At 41.2% G+C, this 19,480-nt stretch carries 16 protein-coding genes and 2 pseudogenes; 15 read left to right on the top strand and 3 right to left on the bottom strand.

Annotated elements, in window-relative coordinates; genetic code table 11:
* Nucleotides 1–24: 24 nt before the first annotated feature.
* Both ACXHJ2_RS15315 and infC read right to left on the bottom strand, forming a co-directional pair.
* Complete coding sequence (locus ACXHJ2_RS15315; protein ID WP_165081519.1) at nucleotides 25–795, bottom strand: ANT(4')-I family aminoglycoside nucleotidyltransferase; 771 nt, start codon at nucleotides 793–795, stop codon at nucleotides 25–27.
* Between the two features lie 156 nt (nucleotides 796–951).
* Nucleotides 952–1,467 carry a translation initiation factor IF-3 gene (infC, locus tag ACXHJ2_RS15310; RefSeq protein WP_165081520.1) on the bottom strand — a complete coding sequence of 172 codons (516 nt, stop codon included), beginning with the start codon at nucleotides 1,465–1,467 and terminating at the stop codon, nucleotides 952–954.
* A 172-nt stretch (nucleotides 1,468–1,639) separates the two neighbouring features.
* Between infC and ACXHJ2_RS15305 the strand changes: the two genes are divergently transcribed.
* The 15 genes and pseudogenes from ACXHJ2_RS15305 to ACXHJ2_RS15235 all read left to right on the top strand — a co-directional run.
* Nucleotides 1,640–2,635: an ABC transporter substrate-binding protein gene (locus ACXHJ2_RS15305; RefSeq protein WP_165081522.1), complete on the top strand. Its 996-nt coding sequence runs from the start codon at nucleotides 1,640–1,642 to the stop codon at nucleotides 2,633–2,635.
* The gene (locus ACXHJ2_RS15300; protein WP_025676426.1) at nucleotides 2,632–4,680 is read left to right on the top strand and encodes an iron ABC transporter permease; all 2,049 of its coding nucleotides are present in this window, start codon (nucleotides 2,632–2,634) and stop codon (nucleotides 4,678–4,680) included. The genes ACXHJ2_RS15305 and ACXHJ2_RS15300 overlap by 4 nt, the downstream gene beginning before the upstream one ends.
* 139 nt (nucleotides 4,681–4,819) lie before the next feature.
* Entirely contained in the window at nucleotides 4,820–5,131 is a 312-nt protein-coding gene (locus ACXHJ2_RS15295) for an ArsR/SmtB family transcription factor (RefSeq protein ID WP_014599587.1), read from the top strand.
* Nucleotides 5,132–5,205: 74 nt separating this feature from the next.
* Nucleotides 5,206–6,382 (top strand): annotated as a pseudogene (locus tag ACXHJ2_RS15290) (MFS transporter).
* Nucleotides 6,383–6,615: 233 nt separating this feature from the next.
* Nucleotides 6,616–7,149, top strand: coding sequence for a hypothetical protein (locus ACXHJ2_RS15285; RefSeq protein WP_165081524.1), 534 nt, complete (start codon nucleotides 6,616–6,618; stop codon nucleotides 7,147–7,149).
* 85 nt (nucleotides 7,150–7,234) lie between these two features.
* The gene (locus ACXHJ2_RS15280; RefSeq protein WP_165081526.1) at nucleotides 7,235–7,909 is read left to right on the top strand and encodes a VOC family protein; all 675 of its coding nucleotides are present in this window, start codon (nucleotides 7,235–7,237) and stop codon (nucleotides 7,907–7,909) included.
* 96 nt (nucleotides 7,910–8,005) lie between these two features.
* Nucleotides 8,006–8,461 carry a GNAT family N-acetyltransferase gene (locus tag ACXHJ2_RS15275; protein ID WP_165081528.1) on the top strand — a complete coding sequence of 152 codons (456 nt, stop codon included), beginning with the start codon at nucleotides 8,006–8,008 and terminating at the stop codon, nucleotides 8,459–8,461.
* Nucleotides 8,462–8,684: 223 nt separating this feature from the next.
* On the top strand, nucleotides 8,685–10,010 hold the full coding sequence (locus ACXHJ2_RS15270; protein WP_165081562.1) for a helix-turn-helix domain-containing protein: 1,326 nt from the start codon (nucleotides 8,685–8,687) through the stop codon (nucleotides 10,008–10,010).
* A gap of 428 nt (nucleotides 10,011–10,438) precedes the next feature.
* The gene (locus ACXHJ2_RS15265; protein ID WP_165081530.1) at nucleotides 10,439–11,812 is read left to right on the top strand and encodes a helix-turn-helix transcriptional regulator; all 1,374 of its coding nucleotides are present in this window, start codon (nucleotides 10,439–10,441) and stop codon (nucleotides 11,810–11,812) included.
* 280 nt (nucleotides 11,813–12,092) lie between these two features.
* On the top strand, nucleotides 12,093–13,436 hold the full coding sequence (locus ACXHJ2_RS15260) for a WXG100 family type VII secretion target (RefSeq protein WP_165081532.1): 1,344 nt from the start codon (nucleotides 12,093–12,095) through the stop codon (nucleotides 13,434–13,436).
* Nucleotides 13,436–13,924, top strand: a complete 489-nt coding sequence (locus ACXHJ2_RS15255) for a hypothetical protein (protein WP_016820446.1) — start codon at nucleotides 13,436–13,438, stop codon at nucleotides 13,922–13,924. Before ACXHJ2_RS15260 ends, ACXHJ2_RS15255 begins: the two co-directional genes overlap by 1 nt.
* A 704-nt stretch (nucleotides 13,925–14,628) precedes the next feature.
* Nucleotides 14,629–15,408: a hypothetical protein gene (locus ACXHJ2_RS15250; protein ID WP_238791043.1), complete on the top strand. Its 780-nt coding sequence runs from the start codon at nucleotides 14,629–14,631 to the stop codon at nucleotides 15,406–15,408.
* A gap of 149 nt (nucleotides 15,409–15,557) precedes the next feature.
* A complete protein-coding gene (locus ACXHJ2_RS15245) occupies nucleotides 15,558–15,740 on the top strand; it encodes a hypothetical protein (protein ID WP_165081534.1) in 183 nt (60 codons plus the stop codon).
* A 424-nt stretch (nucleotides 15,741–16,164) separates the two neighbouring features.
* Complete coding sequence (locus ACXHJ2_RS15240) at nucleotides 16,165–16,641, top strand: RNA 2'-phosphotransferase (RefSeq protein ID WP_165081536.1); 477 nt, start codon at nucleotides 16,165–16,167, stop codon at nucleotides 16,639–16,641.
* A 195-nt stretch (nucleotides 16,642–16,836) separates the two neighbouring features.
* Nucleotides 16,837–16,956: pseudogene (locus ACXHJ2_RS15235) on the top strand (DUF1805 domain-containing protein); the annotation flags it as partial.
* 1,122 nt (nucleotides 16,957–18,078) lie between these two features.
* Here the strand turns inward: ACXHJ2_RS15235 and ACXHJ2_RS15230 are convergent.
* Nucleotides 18,079–19,344, bottom strand: coding sequence for a hypothetical protein (locus ACXHJ2_RS15230; RefSeq protein WP_238791044.1), 1,266 nt, complete (start codon nucleotides 19,342–19,344; stop codon nucleotides 18,079–18,081).
* Nucleotides 19,345–19,480: the final 136 nt, after the last annotated feature.

Here is a 19,480-nt window from a genome sequence, read left to right as displayed (position 1 = left end):
ATTAAAGCGGACTTTAATTTTCGATTAAAATGGGATTCGTTGTGAGTTCATATGATAGTCATGTTCGACTGCCCAGCTCACAAGACCACTCCAGAAATTTTCACAGGCTGAAATGATCTTTGTGGATTCCGCTAAGTCACCGGACATGACCATCTTAACCAGATGATCAAATCCTTGTGGACGACTCGGCAGTTCCAGTGCTTCCGGTAGAACCATTGAGCCCGTTGAGAAAAGCTTCTGATTGTGTAACCCAACTAACATAGCCCCATATTGGGCAAACTGCATGATCAAGTACGGCAAGTAAGTACGAGGGCCATTTATACTGACATTTCTAAGCTTTCCAATAAACTCATACATTTCACCTACAAGCACTTCGTTGATGGCATGCCTGAAATCTTCCTTTGTTGGGGATTCGGCAGCTTCCTTTAATATAGAAAAAAAGTCTTTAGGATCATACAGACGAAGTGGGGAAAAGAAGGGTCCATGTGTCAACGGCCAGTCGCCCTCAACAGTAGAGGCGGTTTTCAGAAGAATGTCTGAACTACAGACGTTCACCTCAGCTTTCCAGGGACCCGCCGACCATTCATGGCTAAAATCTACAGGAGCGTTGGATTCACTTAATACACAAAACATTTCAATATCTGAGAAAGGGCCGTCCGTACCTTTGGCAACAGATCCATAGACCCCTATAGCCAAAATTTTGTCTCTATATACCTCATGCAACCTAGTAGCTATTTCGTGGCAAGTCTGAAATCTTTCATTTCGAGAAATGTGAATAGGTCCATTCATGTTCATTAGTGATTCTCCCTCCGATTTGTTGGGGTGAGTTGAAACTAACACATGGATGGAGGAGAACGGGCTTAACGAGGGACATTTTTTCGATGCATTCTAATTCCTCCCAAGGGATTTTCATACGGACGAAGAGACTTGTCCAATCTACCGATTCGCCATTCAACGAGGGTTTAATTTTACCTGTGAGCCCTTGCCGCCCGTCTGGATTCCAGTTTCCTTTACGCCGACTTCCTTTAGATCACCCAGTAGACGCTCCAGCACCGCTTTGGCGACAGGTGCTTCTTTTGCTCCTGACGCCTTAACGACCAACTGTACCGGCTTGCCGGAACGCAGATGTTTGTCCGCCTGACGCAGCTTCGTGTCGTAATCATGATCCTCAATGTGAGCGGTGAAGCGGAGCTCCTTGACCTTTTCTTTGCCGCTGTTTCCTGCGGCTCGTCCGTTGTTTGTTTTGCTTGCTGCGGCTTTTTTTTGCGCAAGTGCTTTTCCTTTGCCTTTTGCAACCAAACTGCATGGTGGTGGACTACTCATCAGTGAGGTGCAGACCAGATCCACTCCTTTGGATCGGGCCATAGCCAAGGCTGCTGACTTGGAAACAACGCCGAGGTTCTCCCCTGAGAGTCCAGTGAGCACCACCTCATCAGCTTTAATTTGCTCGTTGATTAATACTGCCACTTCAATGTAGCCTCCCTTAAAACAATGATAAAGTTATCATATACGGAACCTGTGTGCGATTCAATTGAACTTCGATATATCCTTATTGACAAAAATCACTAACCCCTATACTCTTTTACTGATAATGATTATCATTTTCCGATGCATATACATACAGGGGTGATTGAGAGAAATGAAAAAGATGTTGAATGGCCTATTGTTATTTGTAGTTTTCGCGATTGTATTGGCAGGTTGCGGTTCGGCTGGGGATAGCTCAAAGACGGAAGGTGCTGCAGGATCTGAGCAGACATCTACAGCGGCTGGTCCAGTTACGGTTAAGGACGACCATGGAGAAGTCAAGCTGGACAAGCTAGCGGAACGTGTCGTTGTACTCGAATGGACGTTTACCGAAGATCTGATTGCCCTTGGCGTACAGCCGGTCGGCAATGCGGACAATGAAAACTACAAGCTGTGGGTAACACCGGAGGCGAAGCTGGCTGATACCGTAACTGATATCGGCACACGGGGCGAACCCAATCTCGAAGCGATTGCGGCGCTCAAGCCAGATCTTATTATCTCTAACGCCGATAACAATGCAGCGATCTATGCACAGCTTAAGGGAATTGCACCAACGATAGAGTTCGATCCTTACAAGGGGAACGGCTATGATTACGATCGTATGGTTGAAATCTTCAAGCAAGTTGCTGTGGCTACCGGTAAAACGGAACAGGCTGATAAAGTCTTAAGCGAACTTGACCAGCACTATGTAGAGGCAAAGGCTACATTGGAAAAAGCGGGCAAAGCAGACTTTCACTATGCGCTGACACAAGCCTTTACATCTCAAAATGCTGCCAGTCTGCGAATGTTCAAAGAAAATTCGGTTGTAGTGGGAACGCTTGCGAAAATCGGTATGGTGAATGACTGGAAGTCGGACCAGACTGAGAAGTACGGATTTAGTACCGTTGGAATCGAAGCTCTTCCAGCTGTACAGGACAGTAATTTTATCTACATTACGCAAAAGACGGACGATATATTTGGCGCCGCGATGAAGAACAACACGGTATGGAACGGACTGAACTTTGTTAAAGAGAAACGGACCTACCCGCTAGACGGCACAACATGGACATTCGGTGGCCCAATCTCATCCAAAGTACTGGTTGATCAAGTAGTCGGAGCTCTGACGAAATGACCCGAACGGACACAACGGGTTTATCGAAAACTTGGCGTATAGGAAGCATCTTTGGGGGCGGTTTGCTCGTCCTCATCGTGCTTTTTTTTGTAAGCTTGTGTTATGGGGAGGCTTCGATCCCGCTGCATACAGTCATCGAGGCGTTGACCCAGCGTCAGGATACGCTTGAGCATAACATGGTGTGGGATCTTCGGATGCCGCGTACGGTTATTGGAATCCTGGCTGGCGGCGCGCTGGCTATTGCCGGTGCTTTGCTTCAGGCCATCACCAAAAATCCACTGGCGGCTTCTGACACCCTAGGGATAAACGCTGGTGCCTACTTTGTGGTCGTACTTGGTGCAGTGATGTTTCCTGGCTTGCTGCACCAGGCGCCATTTCTATTTGCCGCCGCTGGCGGGCTGTTGGCAGCGGTGCTAGCTTATTTTATGGGTGGAGGAAGAGCAGGAACTCCGATTCGGTTGGCGCTTGCCGGTCTGATCGTATCCATGGTTCTTGGTTCATTTACCGGAGCGTTGCATATTTTTTATTCATTTGAAACACAGGGGCTGTTTCTCTGGGGTTCGGGCTCACTGGTGCAAAATGATTGGAGTGGGACGACTTACGCTTGGCCTTGGGTTGTAGGACTCTCGGTTATTGCTGTTATGCTGTCAAGGCAGTTTGATGTGCTGGATCTGGATGAGTCCACATCCACATCCCTTGGACAAAAGGTTAGCTTAACCCGGGCGGTGGGAATTGTGCTGGCGGTTCTGCTATCGACCATTACAGTCAGCGTTATTGGTCCCATCGGATTTGTAGGTTTGGTGGCTCCGCATTTGGTTCGCTTAAGCGGGCTGAAAATGCATCGTTGGGTACTGCCCGGTTCCTTCCTATGGGGGGCACTGCTGTTGATAGGCGCAGACGTGCTGGCGAAAATGGTTCACAAATCAAGTATGGATTTGCCAACCGGAGCGGTCATGGCCTTGATCGGGGCACCTTGGTTGATTTGGCTGATTTTGTGGAAGATGAAGCTGCCTTCCGGTATCGGTGGACAGTCTTCAATGAACATAGGTGTGCGCTCTCGGAAATTACCGTTTGGCAGACTGGTTACAATATTTGCTTGCTGTGCCGTGATATTAACGGTATTCAGTCTAATGTTTGGAGGCATGCGCATTCCGGTGGGGGATCTGCTGTCTGGCCTGTTTGGCGGGGAGAACGCGAATTCGGCTTTGCTACAATTTAGAATACCACGCACATTGGTGGCGGCCGGGGCTGGTATCGCGCTTGCGGTCAGCGGCGTCTTGATCCAACTAGCGGTTCGTAATCCTTTGGCGGATGCCTCAATCATCGGGGTTTCTTCGGGGGCTGGTTTCGGCGCGCTTGCAGTGATTATCGTGTGGCCTGGGCTGCCTATTTATATGTTGCCCATCGCGGCAATTGCCGGAGCGACGGTGTCGGCAGCGGTAATCTTCTTTTTATCGTGGAACAAGCAACTCAATCCGTCTGTGGTCATCCTGCTTGGTATTGCCGTATCTGCCATCGGATCAGCCGGTATTCAGGTGTTGATCATCCAAGGTTCACTTTGGGGTAGCACAGGCTATATCTGGCTGACTGGTAGTACCTACGCTCGAAACTGGGGGCAGGTAGCGACCATTCTGGCCTTTCTGCTCGTGTTGTTGCCAGTAGCGTGGTGGCTGGCTCGTCGTTTCGATCTTTTGGTATTTGACGATAGCAGTGCCATGGGTCTGGGACTTCCGGTGCGCCGCACCCGGCTGTTGGCGATGGTAGTGGGTGTGCTGCTGGCAGGTGGAGCAGTAGCCTGTGTGGGTACAATTGGCTTCATCGGGCTAATTGCTCCGCATATCGTGCGTACGTTGATCGGGCACCATGTACGCCGCTCCATTGTTCTGTCGAGCATCTTGGGAGCGGTCATGCTGGTGCTGGCGGATACGATTGGACGGACCGTGCTTGCACCGACCGAAATTCCTTCTGGGTTGCTGATTGCATTGATCGGTGCACCGTATTTTCTGTACTTGATGTACCGCTCGAATAAGAGTAAATCTGTGTAGTTGAGATGACACGAACAGGCTGTTTCCAAGCGGATTCTCCGTGAGGAAGCAGCCTTTATTATATTTTATTATGTAATCATCTGAGTAATCATCTGAATTAAATATTTACAAATCTAATAAAGTAGATATAATGTGATGTATGGAACCGTCATTGATTTATAAAGCTTTGTCCAACGAGACTCGTCGTCTAATTATGCAGTGGTTAAAAAAACCGGAAGATTATTTTGATGAACAGGCTTATTTAAAGCAAGGGCTTAATTTTCAAATTGGTGTATGCGTGGGAGATATTCAGGCCAAATCGGGACTGGCACAGTCTGTAATTTCAAGTTATTTATTAACGATGCAAAAATCCGGTTTGTTAGAGTCTGAGCGAGTAGGAAAGTGGACGTACTATCGTCGGAATGAAAAAACAATACAGGAATTTGCCGAGTACATCCAAAAAGAACTATAAACAGAAAGGAGTTTTTTTTCACATAACATATCTACGAATCTATATATATAATTAATTGGAGGCTTATACTTAATATGAAAAAGGTTAACCCGTTACTTATTATCATTCTAGCTTTGGGCGTGTTCGGCATTATTACAACGGAAATGGGGATTATAGGTGTTCTTCCCCAAGTCACTCAAAAATTCAATGTGTCAGCTTCCCAGGCTGGTTGGCTCGTCAGTATATTTTCTGTAGTTGTGGCCATCTCAGGCCCGTTTTTGACCTTACTCGTTTCTGGCATGAACCGTAAAGTTACTCTATTAATAGCTGTATTCAGTTTTGTTATTTCAAATATTGTCTATGCCTATACTACTCATTTTGAGGTCATGCTCATTTTTCGTGTTCTCCCTGCTATATTTCACCCTGTTCTTTTTTTCAGTTGCCCTCGTGACCGCATCTCATCTTGTCCCCCCTGAAAAGAGCAGTAAAGCCGTCACCAAGGTTTTCGCCGGGATTACAGTAGGATTTGCTTTTGGTGTGCCCTTGACTTCTTATCTTGCTGAGAAGATAGCGTTAGAAGCTGCTTTCTGGTTTGGAGCTGTCGTAAGCATGATTGCATTTGTAGGAATCCTCATATGGCTTCCTTCTCTACCTGTCCAGCAAAAGATGTCTTATGGCAAACAGCTTGGTATATTACGCAAGCCTCAATTATGGTTCAATATTGTGTCTGTTATTTTTATCTTTGCGGCTATGTTTTCAGTGTATAGCTATTTTGCTGAATATCTTGGAGTAATAACTCTTATGAACGGATCATGGATCAGCATGATGCTGATGGTCTTTGGAATCGTCATGATTTTTGGAAATTTTTTATTTGGAGGATTATTACATAAAAATCTGACCAAGACCGTCATCATGTTTCCTTTGATATATATGGTCATTTACGCATTCACTTATGCTCTGGGTGCTTCTTTCCTACCGATGATTGTGGTTGTGCTCATTTGGGGGGCCGTGCATTCTGGGGGGCTTATTATTAGTCAAACATGGTTAACCACGGAAGCGAAAGAAGCCCCAGAGTTTGGTAATAGCCTGTTTGTCTCATTTTCTAATCTAGGTATTACGATGGGGGCTGCTACGGGCGGGTGGTTTATCTCTCACTTGGGAATACACCAGCTCATCTGGAGCGGACTGATGTTTGCACTGCTAGCATTCTTATCTATGATTATAAAAATAAAAATATTCAATTCGAATGCAGCGGAAGCCAACGTGCGTTAAAATATGGAGAGACATTAGAAGAGTACTCTACAAGATGACCATAAAATGATGCATGGGGTGATGTTGATTGAATATCGTATGGACTTCGATCTTAATGACATTCGTAATCGTTAGCGGGATCTTGGCGTTGCTCATCTGGGGAGTGATATCCTTAATCAAGCGCTTTCGCTAAACGCAATGAGGAGTAGACATCTCTATGTGTTGAACTTATATTATCCAATTGGGAGGAATAGATGAATATTCGAATGTACCACGATCTGGAGGCTCAATTGGAAGAAGAGATTTGGGAGCTTGGAGAGGATGCAGCTCATACACTCCCATTAGATAGCAACTTGGCTGTGGAAAAAGCCCAGAAGGCTTGGGATCTAATACCCGAGCCTAAGCATAAATGGGGCATCACAGGTGTAACCTTGCATCAATACGTTCAAATTCTCAATTATAACGAGCATACTCAGCGATCAGTAGAGCTTTTAAATGAGGAGATTTTAGATTTGGAAGGTACAGGGTACCGCATTATACATGCTGAACCTTATATTCAGATGGCGGAAACACTTCTTCATCAGAGCAAACCTGTATTAGCTCATGAATATCTCCAGAAGGCATACTCGATTGGGAGGGCAAGAGCGTTTCGGGACCAGCCCAAGCTTTATCTCGAAATAGCAAAAAGTAAAGCTCTAGATGAACAGGATATACTACTTCAATTTGCGGCGTTAGATGTGAACGCCAAATTTTTAAGCGACTTAAAGGATAATAAACAAACATTGTAATGACCTCATATAGTCTGAGATAAAATGCTGATATGGATTAGACGGACAATGGGTATCAAAATTATTTGTGGGGAGGACCAGTGCATTGAAATTAAAAGAAGTGCTCTTAGGCACCCATAGTTTCGAAGCGATAAAAGCTTTTTACGGCTCTCTCTTGGATTTGCAGGTTGCGGAGGAAAGCCCTTCGCGGCTGTCGTTTCAAGTAGGGGAATCGGCTCTTGCTTTTCAGGAATCCTCCCATATGGAAAATGAGTTTTACCATATTGCATTTACGATTCCAACAAATAAATTCACAGAAGCAAAACAGTGGGTAATCGACCGTGGAATTTCATTGATTTCAAGACCCCAAGAAGATGAGTTTTTTTTCGAAAACTGGAATGCAACCGCGCTTTACTTCTATGATCCGGATCATAACCTCGTCGAGTTCATCGCTCACCATACACTCGACAATGCAGTCACTGAAGCTTTCGGGCCCAACTCTCTACTTCGTATAAGCGAGATCGGTCTTCCAGTTGATGATGTTCCAGAGGTATCCAAAATAATCACCGAAACGTTCCAACTTAATTCATGGGGAGGGGCTGGACAGAAATTCGCACCGCTAGGGGATGTGGAAGGTTCCTTTATTGTCACAGACAAGCAACGCCCCTGGTTTCCTGATGATAGGCTTCCAGCCATGTTCAGTATCCGTGTCTTGTTTGAAGGTACATGTTCTGCCCGTCTTTCGCTTCACAAGGGGTTGTATGAATTGAGATCAACCTAAGTTAAGGCTTTATCTCATCGCCACCACTCCCGGATTTCTGGAATAAATCAAGAAGTGGGAAAATTCGGGGATAACAATACATACAGGAGAGAATAGATGAATATTAGACTACTTAATTCAAATGAAAAATATCCAATAGAGCTCTTGCTACTAGCTGATCCTTCGCGCCAACTTGTTGAGGAATATTTGAAAAGAGGGCAGTGTTTTGTAGCAGAAATTGACCATCAAATTGTGGGAATCTATGTGCTTTTACCTACAAGACCTGAAACAGTTGAGTTAGTGAATATAGCAGTATCAGAAGATATGCATGGTAAAGGAATAGGCAGACAATTAGTGACACATGCCATTGAAACAGCTAGGGCACAAGGTTATAAAACGATGGAAATGGGCACAGGAAACTCTAGCATTGGACAATTAGCTCTCTACCAAAAATGTGGTTTCAGAATTGTGGGTGTAGATCTAGATTTCTTTATCAGACATAACTATGTAGAAGAAATTTATGAGAATGGCATACAGTGCAGAGATATGATTCGTATGTCTCAGGATTTATAGAGCTTAATTTTCTTTACAAACCCTTCAAAGGTATCTTAAGTAAGGTTCTGAAAGGTATATGATATTGTGCCAAAAGATGGTACAATGAATTGCGGAAAGGCTATACAATCATTGGATTGCAATAGTCCTTTTTTAATGAGTTGATATCCTACTAAGTTCCTGACAAGGGGTGGTTACTTTGTACAACACAACAACCACGATACTCACAGAGATAACAAAACATATGAAAGATCATGATTTAATCCTAAGTGATTTAGCTAGAAAAGCAGAAATGAATCCGGGCACCATGAGCAGTATTATTAATGGGAACCGCACACTTTCAGTCGATCAGTTAGATCGAATTACAAAAGCAATGGGGCTTCCCGTTGGCTATTACTACGAACGGTATGTGTCTGAGTATTTAACAGAGGCTAATCCGAATTGGCGTCGAATGAGTCCTTTTATACATAATTGTGCGAAATTAAATAAATTGGACTGCATTCATGATGTGGTTAATTTATTGATGGATAAACTAGGCTATTCAGAATCTTTATTTGAGCTTGCCGAAGAACTTTTTAGAGAAGGGCTTTACGAAGCGGCAACTATTCTATATGAGAATGTGGCTCTAAGTGAGAAAAAGCAATATTCAGAACGTCTGGCTATGTGTCAGTACCGTTTGTTCCAAACGAGACAAGGAGACGATCAGGAAAAAAATTATGATGCCGTTGTCCAATTTGAGACTTATGTGGAACGTTTGGATGAAGCTGATCAGTTAGATGCGTTAAGAGATTTAGTAAATACTTGTCGTTCATTGCGAAAGTGGAATAAGGCAAATAACTTTGCTACGGCTTTGGGTAATAAAGCTGAAATACAATACAAAATTGACCAGCAGCATACAAAGAGTGGACAAACAAAGAAGCCTTTTTATCCTCCGTTTGTTTATTGGGCATTTTCGCATTTAATTCGTGCTGAGATTTGTGATGCTAACAAAGATTATGAGACAGCACTTCAGCATATTCAAAAGTATGCCGATTTAAGCTGGGTAGAAGAAAAAGATGAAACAACTTTAAAATGGAAAAATCAATTTAAGGAATGGGCCGACGCTAATACTTATGTGAATAGACTTATGTCTGGCGATGTAAGCGTACTCTCTGACTATGTCGCTTATTTTTCTTCGAAGAAGGATGAAATACTTCCTGCAATAGATAACATAATTGAGGTAGCCAATCGGTACAATATAAATGTAGATCATATACTTGCATTGTTTGAAGTAGAAATTCAATCCTTTTTGAGTGAACAAAATCGGGTAGGAGTATATACTCAACAAATTATTCAAGAACGTTTTACTCATTTTTCCAGTGAATTAGCAAAATACTATTTTAATAAAGGAATATATTCAGAAGGATTTCATTTTTTGTTGAGTTGTTTGGAAAAATCTGCAGTTATTAATAATAAATCATATATAATCAAATGTGTAAGGCTCTATGAGTCTTATCAAGAGTATGCATCATCTGAAACAAAGGCAGTGTATAGAAAATTGATTAAAGAGGTGGAGGAAGATGAAACGTAAAATTGTTCTAACCTTATTGGTGACTGGTTTTCTATTATTGTCGATAATGGTTCCTCCTTTCCAATATCAAGATGATGGGTCTAATTACGAACCGACTGGACACCATGGAGGAATCTGAGAATAAAAAGGTCTCCAGTATAAGGCACAGTAGGATTTTAAAAAATTACTATGATAAAGAGGTTAGACGGAATGATCCGTCTAGCCTCTTTATATGTCCGTTTTGCTGTATATAAGCAAAATGAGGATACTTCCTTGTAAGAAAAGTATGTAAAAAATGAAAAAAAGGAATCTGAAGAAAATATCTGAAAGGTATATGACTTTGTTCCAAAAGACAATGATGGGCTAAAGTAATTTTTACTAACTGTTTCTCATTACATGGTTTAATTATGTATCATATGCCGAGTTTACGTTGAAAGGGTGGTTAATCTATGGAGATCATACCTACGATTAGAGCAGAAGTTCAAACCTATCTGATAAGAAAAAGCTTAACCATGACCGAGTTTGGTCACATGATTGATTTGAATGTAGGAACAGTTAGTGGCATTGTGACGGGCAACCGACCTATTTCTGTTCACCAGTTAGATCGTATCACTATGGGAATGAATTTGCCACCGGATTATTTTTATGAACGTTATATTGATGAATGTATTGAGGAAGAACCGCTCAACTGGCGAAGAATCAGTCCTTTTTTGTACCGCTGCGTGGAGCTAGGACGACTTGATTGCTTGCGAAGAGTTGTAGGTATGTTGCTAGATAATCCTGTTTATCTTCCTTCACTTTTTGAAGTAGCCGAGGATTCTTTTAAAAAGGGTTATACTGAAGCAGCGGCGTTCCTTTATGAAAACGTGTCAGAAGGGGAAAAGTATCAGTATTCAGAACGATTGGCGGCTTGCCAGTATCGATTGTTTACGATTCGTATTGGAGACGATCAAGAGAAAGACTATGATGCAGCCATTCAATTTGAGCCTTACGTTGATCGGTTAGATGAGATAGATCAGTTAGAGGCATTAAAAGACTTGGCGAATACATATCGTTCGTTACGAAAATGGGATAAAGTAGAACTATTCGCTAAAGCTATGGGAGACAAGGCAAAAATTCAATACAAACTTGAACAACAGCGGCATCATGTAGATAGAGACAATTCGAAGAAACCCAATTTTCCTTTGTTTGCGTATTGGGCGTTCTCGCATTTACTTCGGGCAGAAGCATGTGAAGGAAGGAAAGACTATGAACAAGCGCTTCAGCACACTTATGCTTATTCCGATTTAAGTTGGGTTAATGCTACAGATGAAACTACTTTGAAATGGAAAAAAAAGTACGAAGACTGGGCAGTAGTAAATACGTACTTAAATAAGCTTCTTTCTGGCGATAAGAGCGTTCTTTCTGATTATGTAGCTTATATTTCTTCAAGAAAAGATGAGATTCTTCCCGCACTTGATATTATGATTGAGGCAGCTAACCGATACCATTTTGATGTAGATAATATATTAAAGCAATTCGAAGAAGAAATCATCTCCTTTCTGGAGCAGAAAAAAGTTGAAGGATTGTATACTCAACGATTCACAACGGAGCGATACACTCATTTCGCAAGGGAATTGGCGATCTATCTTTTGCGCAAGGGGAGGTTTTCAGAAGGCTTCGCATTTTTGTTTAGCTGTTTGGAAAAGTCTGCTGAATCTAATAATAGAATACAAGCAATCAGATGTATGAGGTTGTTTACACATTTTAAAGAACATGCATCTGCTCACACGAAGGAAGTCTATGGAAATCTGATTAAAGCGGTTAACGAAGAGGAAGAGTAAGCTGATCCCACCATTCCAATTGTTAAGTTCAAAACTACGCCTGACACTGATTCCTGAGTTGCAGGGTATGGTTGTTCGAGATTTGAAAGCTAATAGTGCTGCTCATTGATTCAAATAACTTATAACAAGGGAGTATGATACTTAAGACATAATAGAATCTGTTTATTTCAGTTCAAACGTCACATGGATTAAAAGGAAATAACAGGATAGCAGATGGATTTCCCTAAATCACCCCTTCTGATAAGATTATTTCCATCAAAATTAAAGTGGGCGTGGTAGAATGGGGAGAATTTTAGTTCCACCTGACAAATTGATGGAAGTAGCTGATCAGTTCTTACACGGAAAGCATGAAATGGAACGTATACTGAATTTTTTGAGTGGACGAATTGATTTTGTGCAACAAGGCTGGTCTGGAGCCACCCAAGAGAGATTTTTTCAGGAATTTCAGGTTTCTCGACAATCCATGAGCGTGACGCTTGAACGACTATCTATGGTTGCACAAGAACTCATCTTTATTTCAAAAAGTTTTACACAGGTAGATGGAGAGAAAGTGGTACTGGATGTGCCGTGGCTTGGCACCCCTGTTAAAACGGCATCCACAGGTGAAGGTTGGTTACATAAAATCTTTGAACAGATTGGAAAAGCGGAGATCACCAAGGCTGAAGCCCAGATGGAAGCTAGCAAACTTCAAGGAGAAATCCTCTGGGATACTGCACAGGGAGCAAAAAGTGCTATTCAGGAAGATTTAACCTTAGGGATGTTACCTGATAAAGAACGGGATTATGATCATCCCATGGCAGCTAAAGTAGGTGAAATTCTCGGTCATGTAGCTACAACATTGCAGGGAGCTGGTGAGGTAGTAGCTGGATTAGGTGGAGAAGGATTATCAGTTGCAGTTTCATCTACAGGTGTAGGGAGTATAATCGGAGTACCCGGATTAATTGGATCGGCAGCTTTGACGGCGCATGGAGCTACAACGGCGGTTAAAAGTGCAAGTGGAGTAGGAGAAAAAACAGCCGAATTGTGGCAGATGGTGAAAGGAGAAGGCGGAGGCTCATCAAAATCTACCCCTTCTTCGGGAGCTAAGGCAGAAAAGGCTCCACATGTGATCGAGGGAACCCACAATAATAATATGGGTAGCATAATTAAGGAAGGAAATAAGACAAAATATACAAACCCTGCTGGCAATGAATTGACATGGGTTGATCAACATCCCAAAAATATTAACCGGGATATTGAGAACTTTATGAATAGCTCAGATGTAGGAAAGGCAACTGAAGCAAAAGTAGCTGGCTTTTTAAAAGAAGAACGGGAAGTCACAGGTTTTGGACAAAAAATATTAAAGAAAGATGGTCAACTTGCAGGTGATTTAGATGTAGTTACAAAAAATGAATTAATTGAAGTTAAGGCTTCAATTAAAGCAGTTAAAGAAGGACAACTTGAGAAAATGACAATTACAACTGATAAGCTTTATTTTAATCCAGAACAGAAGAAAGTTATACTTTATATTGATAAGCCTTTGGGCAATCTATCTCAAAGCAATATAGAAAAATTAGATAATATCAAGAAACTAGGAGTAACTGTTGTAAATTCCTTGGAGGAATTAAGAAAGGTGGTTAAGTGATGGGGAGTTCGGCTTTTATTTTAATAGAACGAGAAAAATATACACCTGAGAAATTACTAGGAGATGCAATCGTAGCTGCCTTTCATGCAGATGCTGGATTATATTTTGACAATGATAAAAAATATAAGAACGAGCAGTTTTTTTCAACAACTCTAAATATTTCTTATAACCCACTAGGTACTGAAAATAACCAGCAGTTTATATTCTATATTGACGGAATTGAAAATCACGAAATTAATTATGAGCATGATGAGGATGTTAGTGGATTAGATTCAAGCTTGTCCTTGTACCAAGTAGGATATATTGAAGATGTTTATGGTGTTGAAGAGCTTATTTTTCGATTTATATATGAATATCTCAAACTTAATCCTACTGACTATTTTTGGATTCCTGATTATGATTGGGTTTACAGTTGGGAGGATATGCAGAAGTTTAGATCTCTGCCTTATGATCCAAACTGGTGCTATAAAAATCCTAAATCAATATAATTTACAACGATTAATGAATATCTATAAGCTTGCTCCTTTAACAATAAAATGGGAGCAAGCTTTTTTCATAGTAATTTATCTGATAAAGAAGATAATTTGCATGCACCTAAGAATTAAGAGGCGGGTTTAAACAGGAGAGTCTTCAGTCAGGCTACTAACTTAGCGATATGGGTAAAGTATACGGAAGGTGCGTGAATGTTATGAAGTATGATACATTCTTAAAATTATGGGAAGAACAAAATAGTCTAATGAGACTATTGTTCTGTGAAAATAAAGTGTTAGACTGAAAAACAAAGCATTAGACCGTGAAAAATAAAGCCGGCATTAGCCAACGGGCAGGATAACGCAACCATTAGATGGACTTATGGTTCTCATATGATACAATTTATCCCAGAAGTATCTTCGCGGGTTAATGAAAAGCAGCGGTGATGAACTAATAGGAGACCAACACAAAAAAGTGGTAGTTTTATGGATATGCAATAGTTTACTATAGGATCTTATTCCTCGGTTCGTCTAACCGATTGTAACGGAGATTCATGAAGTGCCTGGAGAGATGGAAATAAAAGTGTTGCCTGACAATGGACATAGCGGGACTGGAAGAGCGGAAGTGAAGTGACAAAGCCCATAAGCGTAGGTCACAGCTCATAATACGAACGGAGAACTATAGCTTAACCAAGAAATTACTGGAAAGTGCGGAGGATAATTTGGATCGCAATTCGCTGGAATCGAGCGGAGATTCACTTCGCAGACAACTGGTGGCACTACGCGCCGAATGGAACTTGGTACTAAAAGGAGGGGCAGGACACATGCAAGAAGAACAGGAAATATTCGCGGGCGACGGATATAACAGGTCGTACGCAATGGCTACGGGTATGCCGATTTTGAATCTTAGGGGTAGCATACCGCGTGAAAGTAACGGCCAACTACCGTTTCCGTGGGTGACAACGGGCATCAAGATTGATAAAGAACAGATGTTGGAAACCGTTATGAAGCAAAAGACACTCGAGTATTTGTTTAATATGCAATTCAGTAAGGAGGAAATGACCGACCGCAATTTGGTTGTAGGCTGTTATGAATACAGGAATCCGAATGACAAGGAACAAATAATGCTATATGCGCTGGTTTCGTTGAAGGAATTTCTCGCGAGATACGGCGATGAACGGGCATTGGAGATTCTGATGCGAGTTGGCTGCACATACGAGAAGATTATGGAGGAATGTGATGAAGCCATTAAAGAACACTTTGCAGTGTTGCGCCGGTCACTTCATTTAAAGAATTTGAGGGACAAATATGATGTCGTTTACGAGTGGAGTGAAGAGGAAGGGGTAAAGACGTACATAATCAGATACACCAAATCGAGTTATACGAAGATTAAAGCTAAATCATTCGAAGAGTTGACCAAACTCTATGATGAGCAACGGAAGAAGGATGCAAAGAAGACGTTCGCGACTCTGGAGCCGTTAGAAGCATTCATGCAAGCATAAGAAAACCGCCCCTTTACGGGGTGGTTATTCAACATTTCATTGAACGAAGATTCGAGGAATATCCAGCGATAGAGTGGATTCTCGACAGTCGCATCGGAAAGTGCTGACCCGTACGCCAGATATGGTCGAATGGGGACTGATGGAAGACGTTGATCCAGCCGATTATTTCGGCAAAACCAATAGAGGTAGAACGATTTAAGGCGATTGGAAGCCTAGCGATTCAGGGAGAATTTATCGCCTCGGTGTTTCTTACTGACGGCAAGCCGATCGGCAGCACCGAAACGGTTGTATATATATTGCATGAAATAATTTTGCACCACTTGTTACGCTAACAGAGAACGTTAGTTCAATAAACCAGCGGCAGTCTAGGACTTTATTTTCAGGTCCTTGACTGCCGCTGGTTTTATATTTGGGTCAGTCTAAAACTTATTATTCCAAATCTGACGATTTAGCAATTCAGAATCAGCTTAGGACCAACAAATCCAGTCTAAATCTTTATTTTCATCGGATTAGAGAGGAGGGATTTAAGAATCGGAAATTTTTTATCATGGATTTGATAAGAAGTATTTTCGGTTATTTCATTGTGGGCTGGGACTTGCAAAAATATTGGAGGCTTATAACAGATACAGTCTAAGAGGTTTTTTAATTGGTGCTACATTTTTCCTTATCGGAGGTTTGGGGCTTTACTTCCCAAGGCGCTATGAATCATCGGTAGGTTATTATAGATAGACAAATATTTTATTAAAGGAGTATACAATGTTAACACCAAAACAAGAAGAGAGCCTCAGTAAGTTTATGAGTAAGATTCTTAGGCATACACCAGAACAGTTTGGTCTTGAGCTAGACCATGAGGGTTATTGTGACATTCAAGACCTGATTCAAGGGATAAGATCAGAGAATAGATGGTCTGATGTCAGCGAGTCGGATATCAAGCAAGTAGTAAGCCATTGTCCAAAACAAAGATATGAGATTGTTAATGGGTACATAAGAGCTAATTATGGGCACAGTGCAGGCAGATTGGATTATAAGGAGGTCACTCCACCAACCATTCTCTATCACGGTACAAACACAAAGGTAATCCATAACATTTTTACTGAAGGAATTAAGCCAATGGGCAGAAAGTATGTAGACACAGAAAAGGCATTAGTCAATCAAGTAAAGTTTTATAAAGCCAACCATGGTGTTTGGCTTGCTGACCTTGTGCCGTCACAGTACTTAAAGAAGTTTGAATAAAGCATAGACCTAGAACATTAACTTATGATTAAGAGACTAGATGGAATGATTCGTCTAGTCTTTTTGATTTCGCCTGTTTTACTGTACATAAATAAGATTTTTAATATTTTGAATGTATCCACGAGTGTCCACACTTACCCGCAAATGCCGCATAAAATATCCCGGATGAATAAAGAGGAGGTGCATGTAATAACCATGATACACATGGAACCCATTCAAGTGGGTGAGCATACATTTATCGGAGTCGAGGTCAAACTGCCTAAAACAACGCTGTTAACGATCTCTAACTCCCGTGGTTACATCATGTGTGGTGCGTCTAAGATGTACCGAATTTGGGGTAGTAAAATTTTTCGCTGGTTAAGCCGTAAAGTCAAGCGGGACAAGCTTTCATAGCAATTTTCAATTTACTGATCTGTACTGATTCATTCTATTAAAATCTTATAAATGACTGAATTTTGTGACCACATTTTTGACCTCTTGGAGTTGGACAAGCATGTGACTGTGCATTGCATTTCCGTTATAATCCTTCAAAGAATAATTATACGCCCCATCATCTACTCCTTTAATGGGGGCTTAGCTACGCTGAATAATTTTATCTTGCTCTTTTAAAATACCTTGCATTGGTTTCGTCCTTAAAAATAACTTGTGTACTAACTAAGGTAGCTTTACCTATTTGAGTTTTACTGAATAAATTTTAGATGGTTTGTATCCTTGAATTTTTACAAGATAATCGAATACCTTGTTTTGAGTATCACTTTTAGTGTAACTACTAAGCGTCCAAACGCTTGCGAATATCATTACTATAAAAATTGCTATTCCATATTTTCTTATAACTATCTTCTTTGTTGGAGCAAGCTAAAGTAGCGCTACCAATGACGTAATATTTGCTTCGAACCGTTACTTAAGAAAAGGAGCCGTTGCGATTTGGACAGCTTCTTTTGCTTTGGAGTTATTCAAAGAATCTACTTATTTCCTCTTATACACAAAAAAGTAATTGTATACACTACTCCAGCAAAGAGGCTTAGTAGAAACGAGGTTGATAATGTTCTAAAAATAAAAGTAGAAGTGGGTACCGTATAAAATTCAAACATACCGTTGATCGGAGTACTCGTTGTTGTTGGCCCTTTAATAAAGGAATAGTATATTCCTACAATAAAACCGTAAGACAAATACTTAATTAGATTTTTTTCAAATTTACTCATTTGTTAGCCTCCAATAATGTTTTTGGAAAAGTAGAATTCTTGTACTATGAAGCCATTCAAATTAGTATAGGAAAAGCCTGGTAATTAAGAGAAATCCTTGTTAAGCTAACGAGAAACATTAGTTCAATGACAACAGTGGGGTTTCAAGACTTTATTTATCAAGTCTTGTGTCCGCTGCTGTTCCCTTTAATAGACTGGTCCATATTTAGCTGGTGTTAAATCTGGAAGAGAAGAATTATGGTTTTTTCTTGGTTTTAGGCAATACTTCGACTGCTATCTCAGCCCATTTGACAGAGCCGTACGGTGAACTACCTCCCACGAATACATCTGGGCTTAGAATATTGACCAAATAAGTACCAGGTTTTTGAATAACGACAGAATCGCTAAAGGATTTATCCTGTTTGAGGGGGATCACAGTCTTTTTTTTATCTTCAACAAAATTGCCGTTTTGAAATGCTGCTAAACCAAAAGAAACTTCATTGCTTTGGATATACGTGTCCATCACGACTCCAGCAATTGCTATTGAATCTCCAGCCTTTACACGGAGATATCCCTGGCTCGGTTTGGTAAAGCGGATGTCTTGCTCGTTACCGGCATGATTGTATCTGATAGGAACGGATGATGGGTTTAATACTTTGCGATGGACCATTATCTTAACAGATCCTTTATCATTAGTGTGAATTTCTAATGGATTTGGACCGGGACGAAGTTCTACTGAGTATTCAATCCGCTGAAATGTTTGTCCATTCATTATAATTGGCTTTCCAATATTTTTTTCTTTGCCCTTTAACGTACTAATGCTACCTCCAATGGAGGTTGTCATGTCACCCTCTCCTGTATTCACCATAAGATAAGCATGTCCGAACTCTTTTTGTACTAATGCACTAAAAGTGATTTTTTCCTTATCCGTTGTATAAGTTGGGTGAAGCGCTTTAACTACTTTGTCGTTCCAGACCCAGTGCATGACTCCATTACTCCATGTATAATTTATTCCCATTTTAGGCAGAAGTGACGCTGGAATATACAATTGATCGTTTTTCATAAAGGTTTTAGGGATTGGCTCATCCAGCGCTGTCTTTGTTCCGTCTTCGTACCTGAAAATCTTTGATTGGTTAGGCATCAACCGAAATGAGGAAAAAGGTACCGAGTTCTCAATGTCAAACTCCGCCCACGTGCTGCCTGTCTTTGCATCCCACTTGATGGTTGCCAAGTGAACTGTTTCCAGCCATTTGAACGGGAAATATAAATGATTATTTTTCTTCAGCAGTGGAGCGGCCTTTAGGGAGACGGAATCCAGCGATAAAGAAGATTTGTTTAATTCGGCAGTCAGTTGGTGCGGAACCAGATAGAACACAGCCGCATCCTCTACTACAACGGGAAGATTGGAATTTGAATTCTCCGCATAACTCAGAGCCGTTGGAAACAGACCAGAAATAAGAAGGCAGGAAGATACAAGTAGAGAAACAAAAAGTCGTCTCATTGAATAAACACCTGATTTCATTTTTTTATCATATATACCAGAAAAACGAAAAAAAGTTGCGTGTATATAAGTCTTTTATTCTGACCATTTTTGAATAACTTAGTTCTTTCATACAACTGCTTTCTTATTTCGTTTTATGACAAGCTTTATGATACTT

Source organism: Paenibacillus sp. ALE3, assembly GCF_054113405.1.
This window is presented reverse-complemented; position numbering and strand designations above follow the sequence as displayed.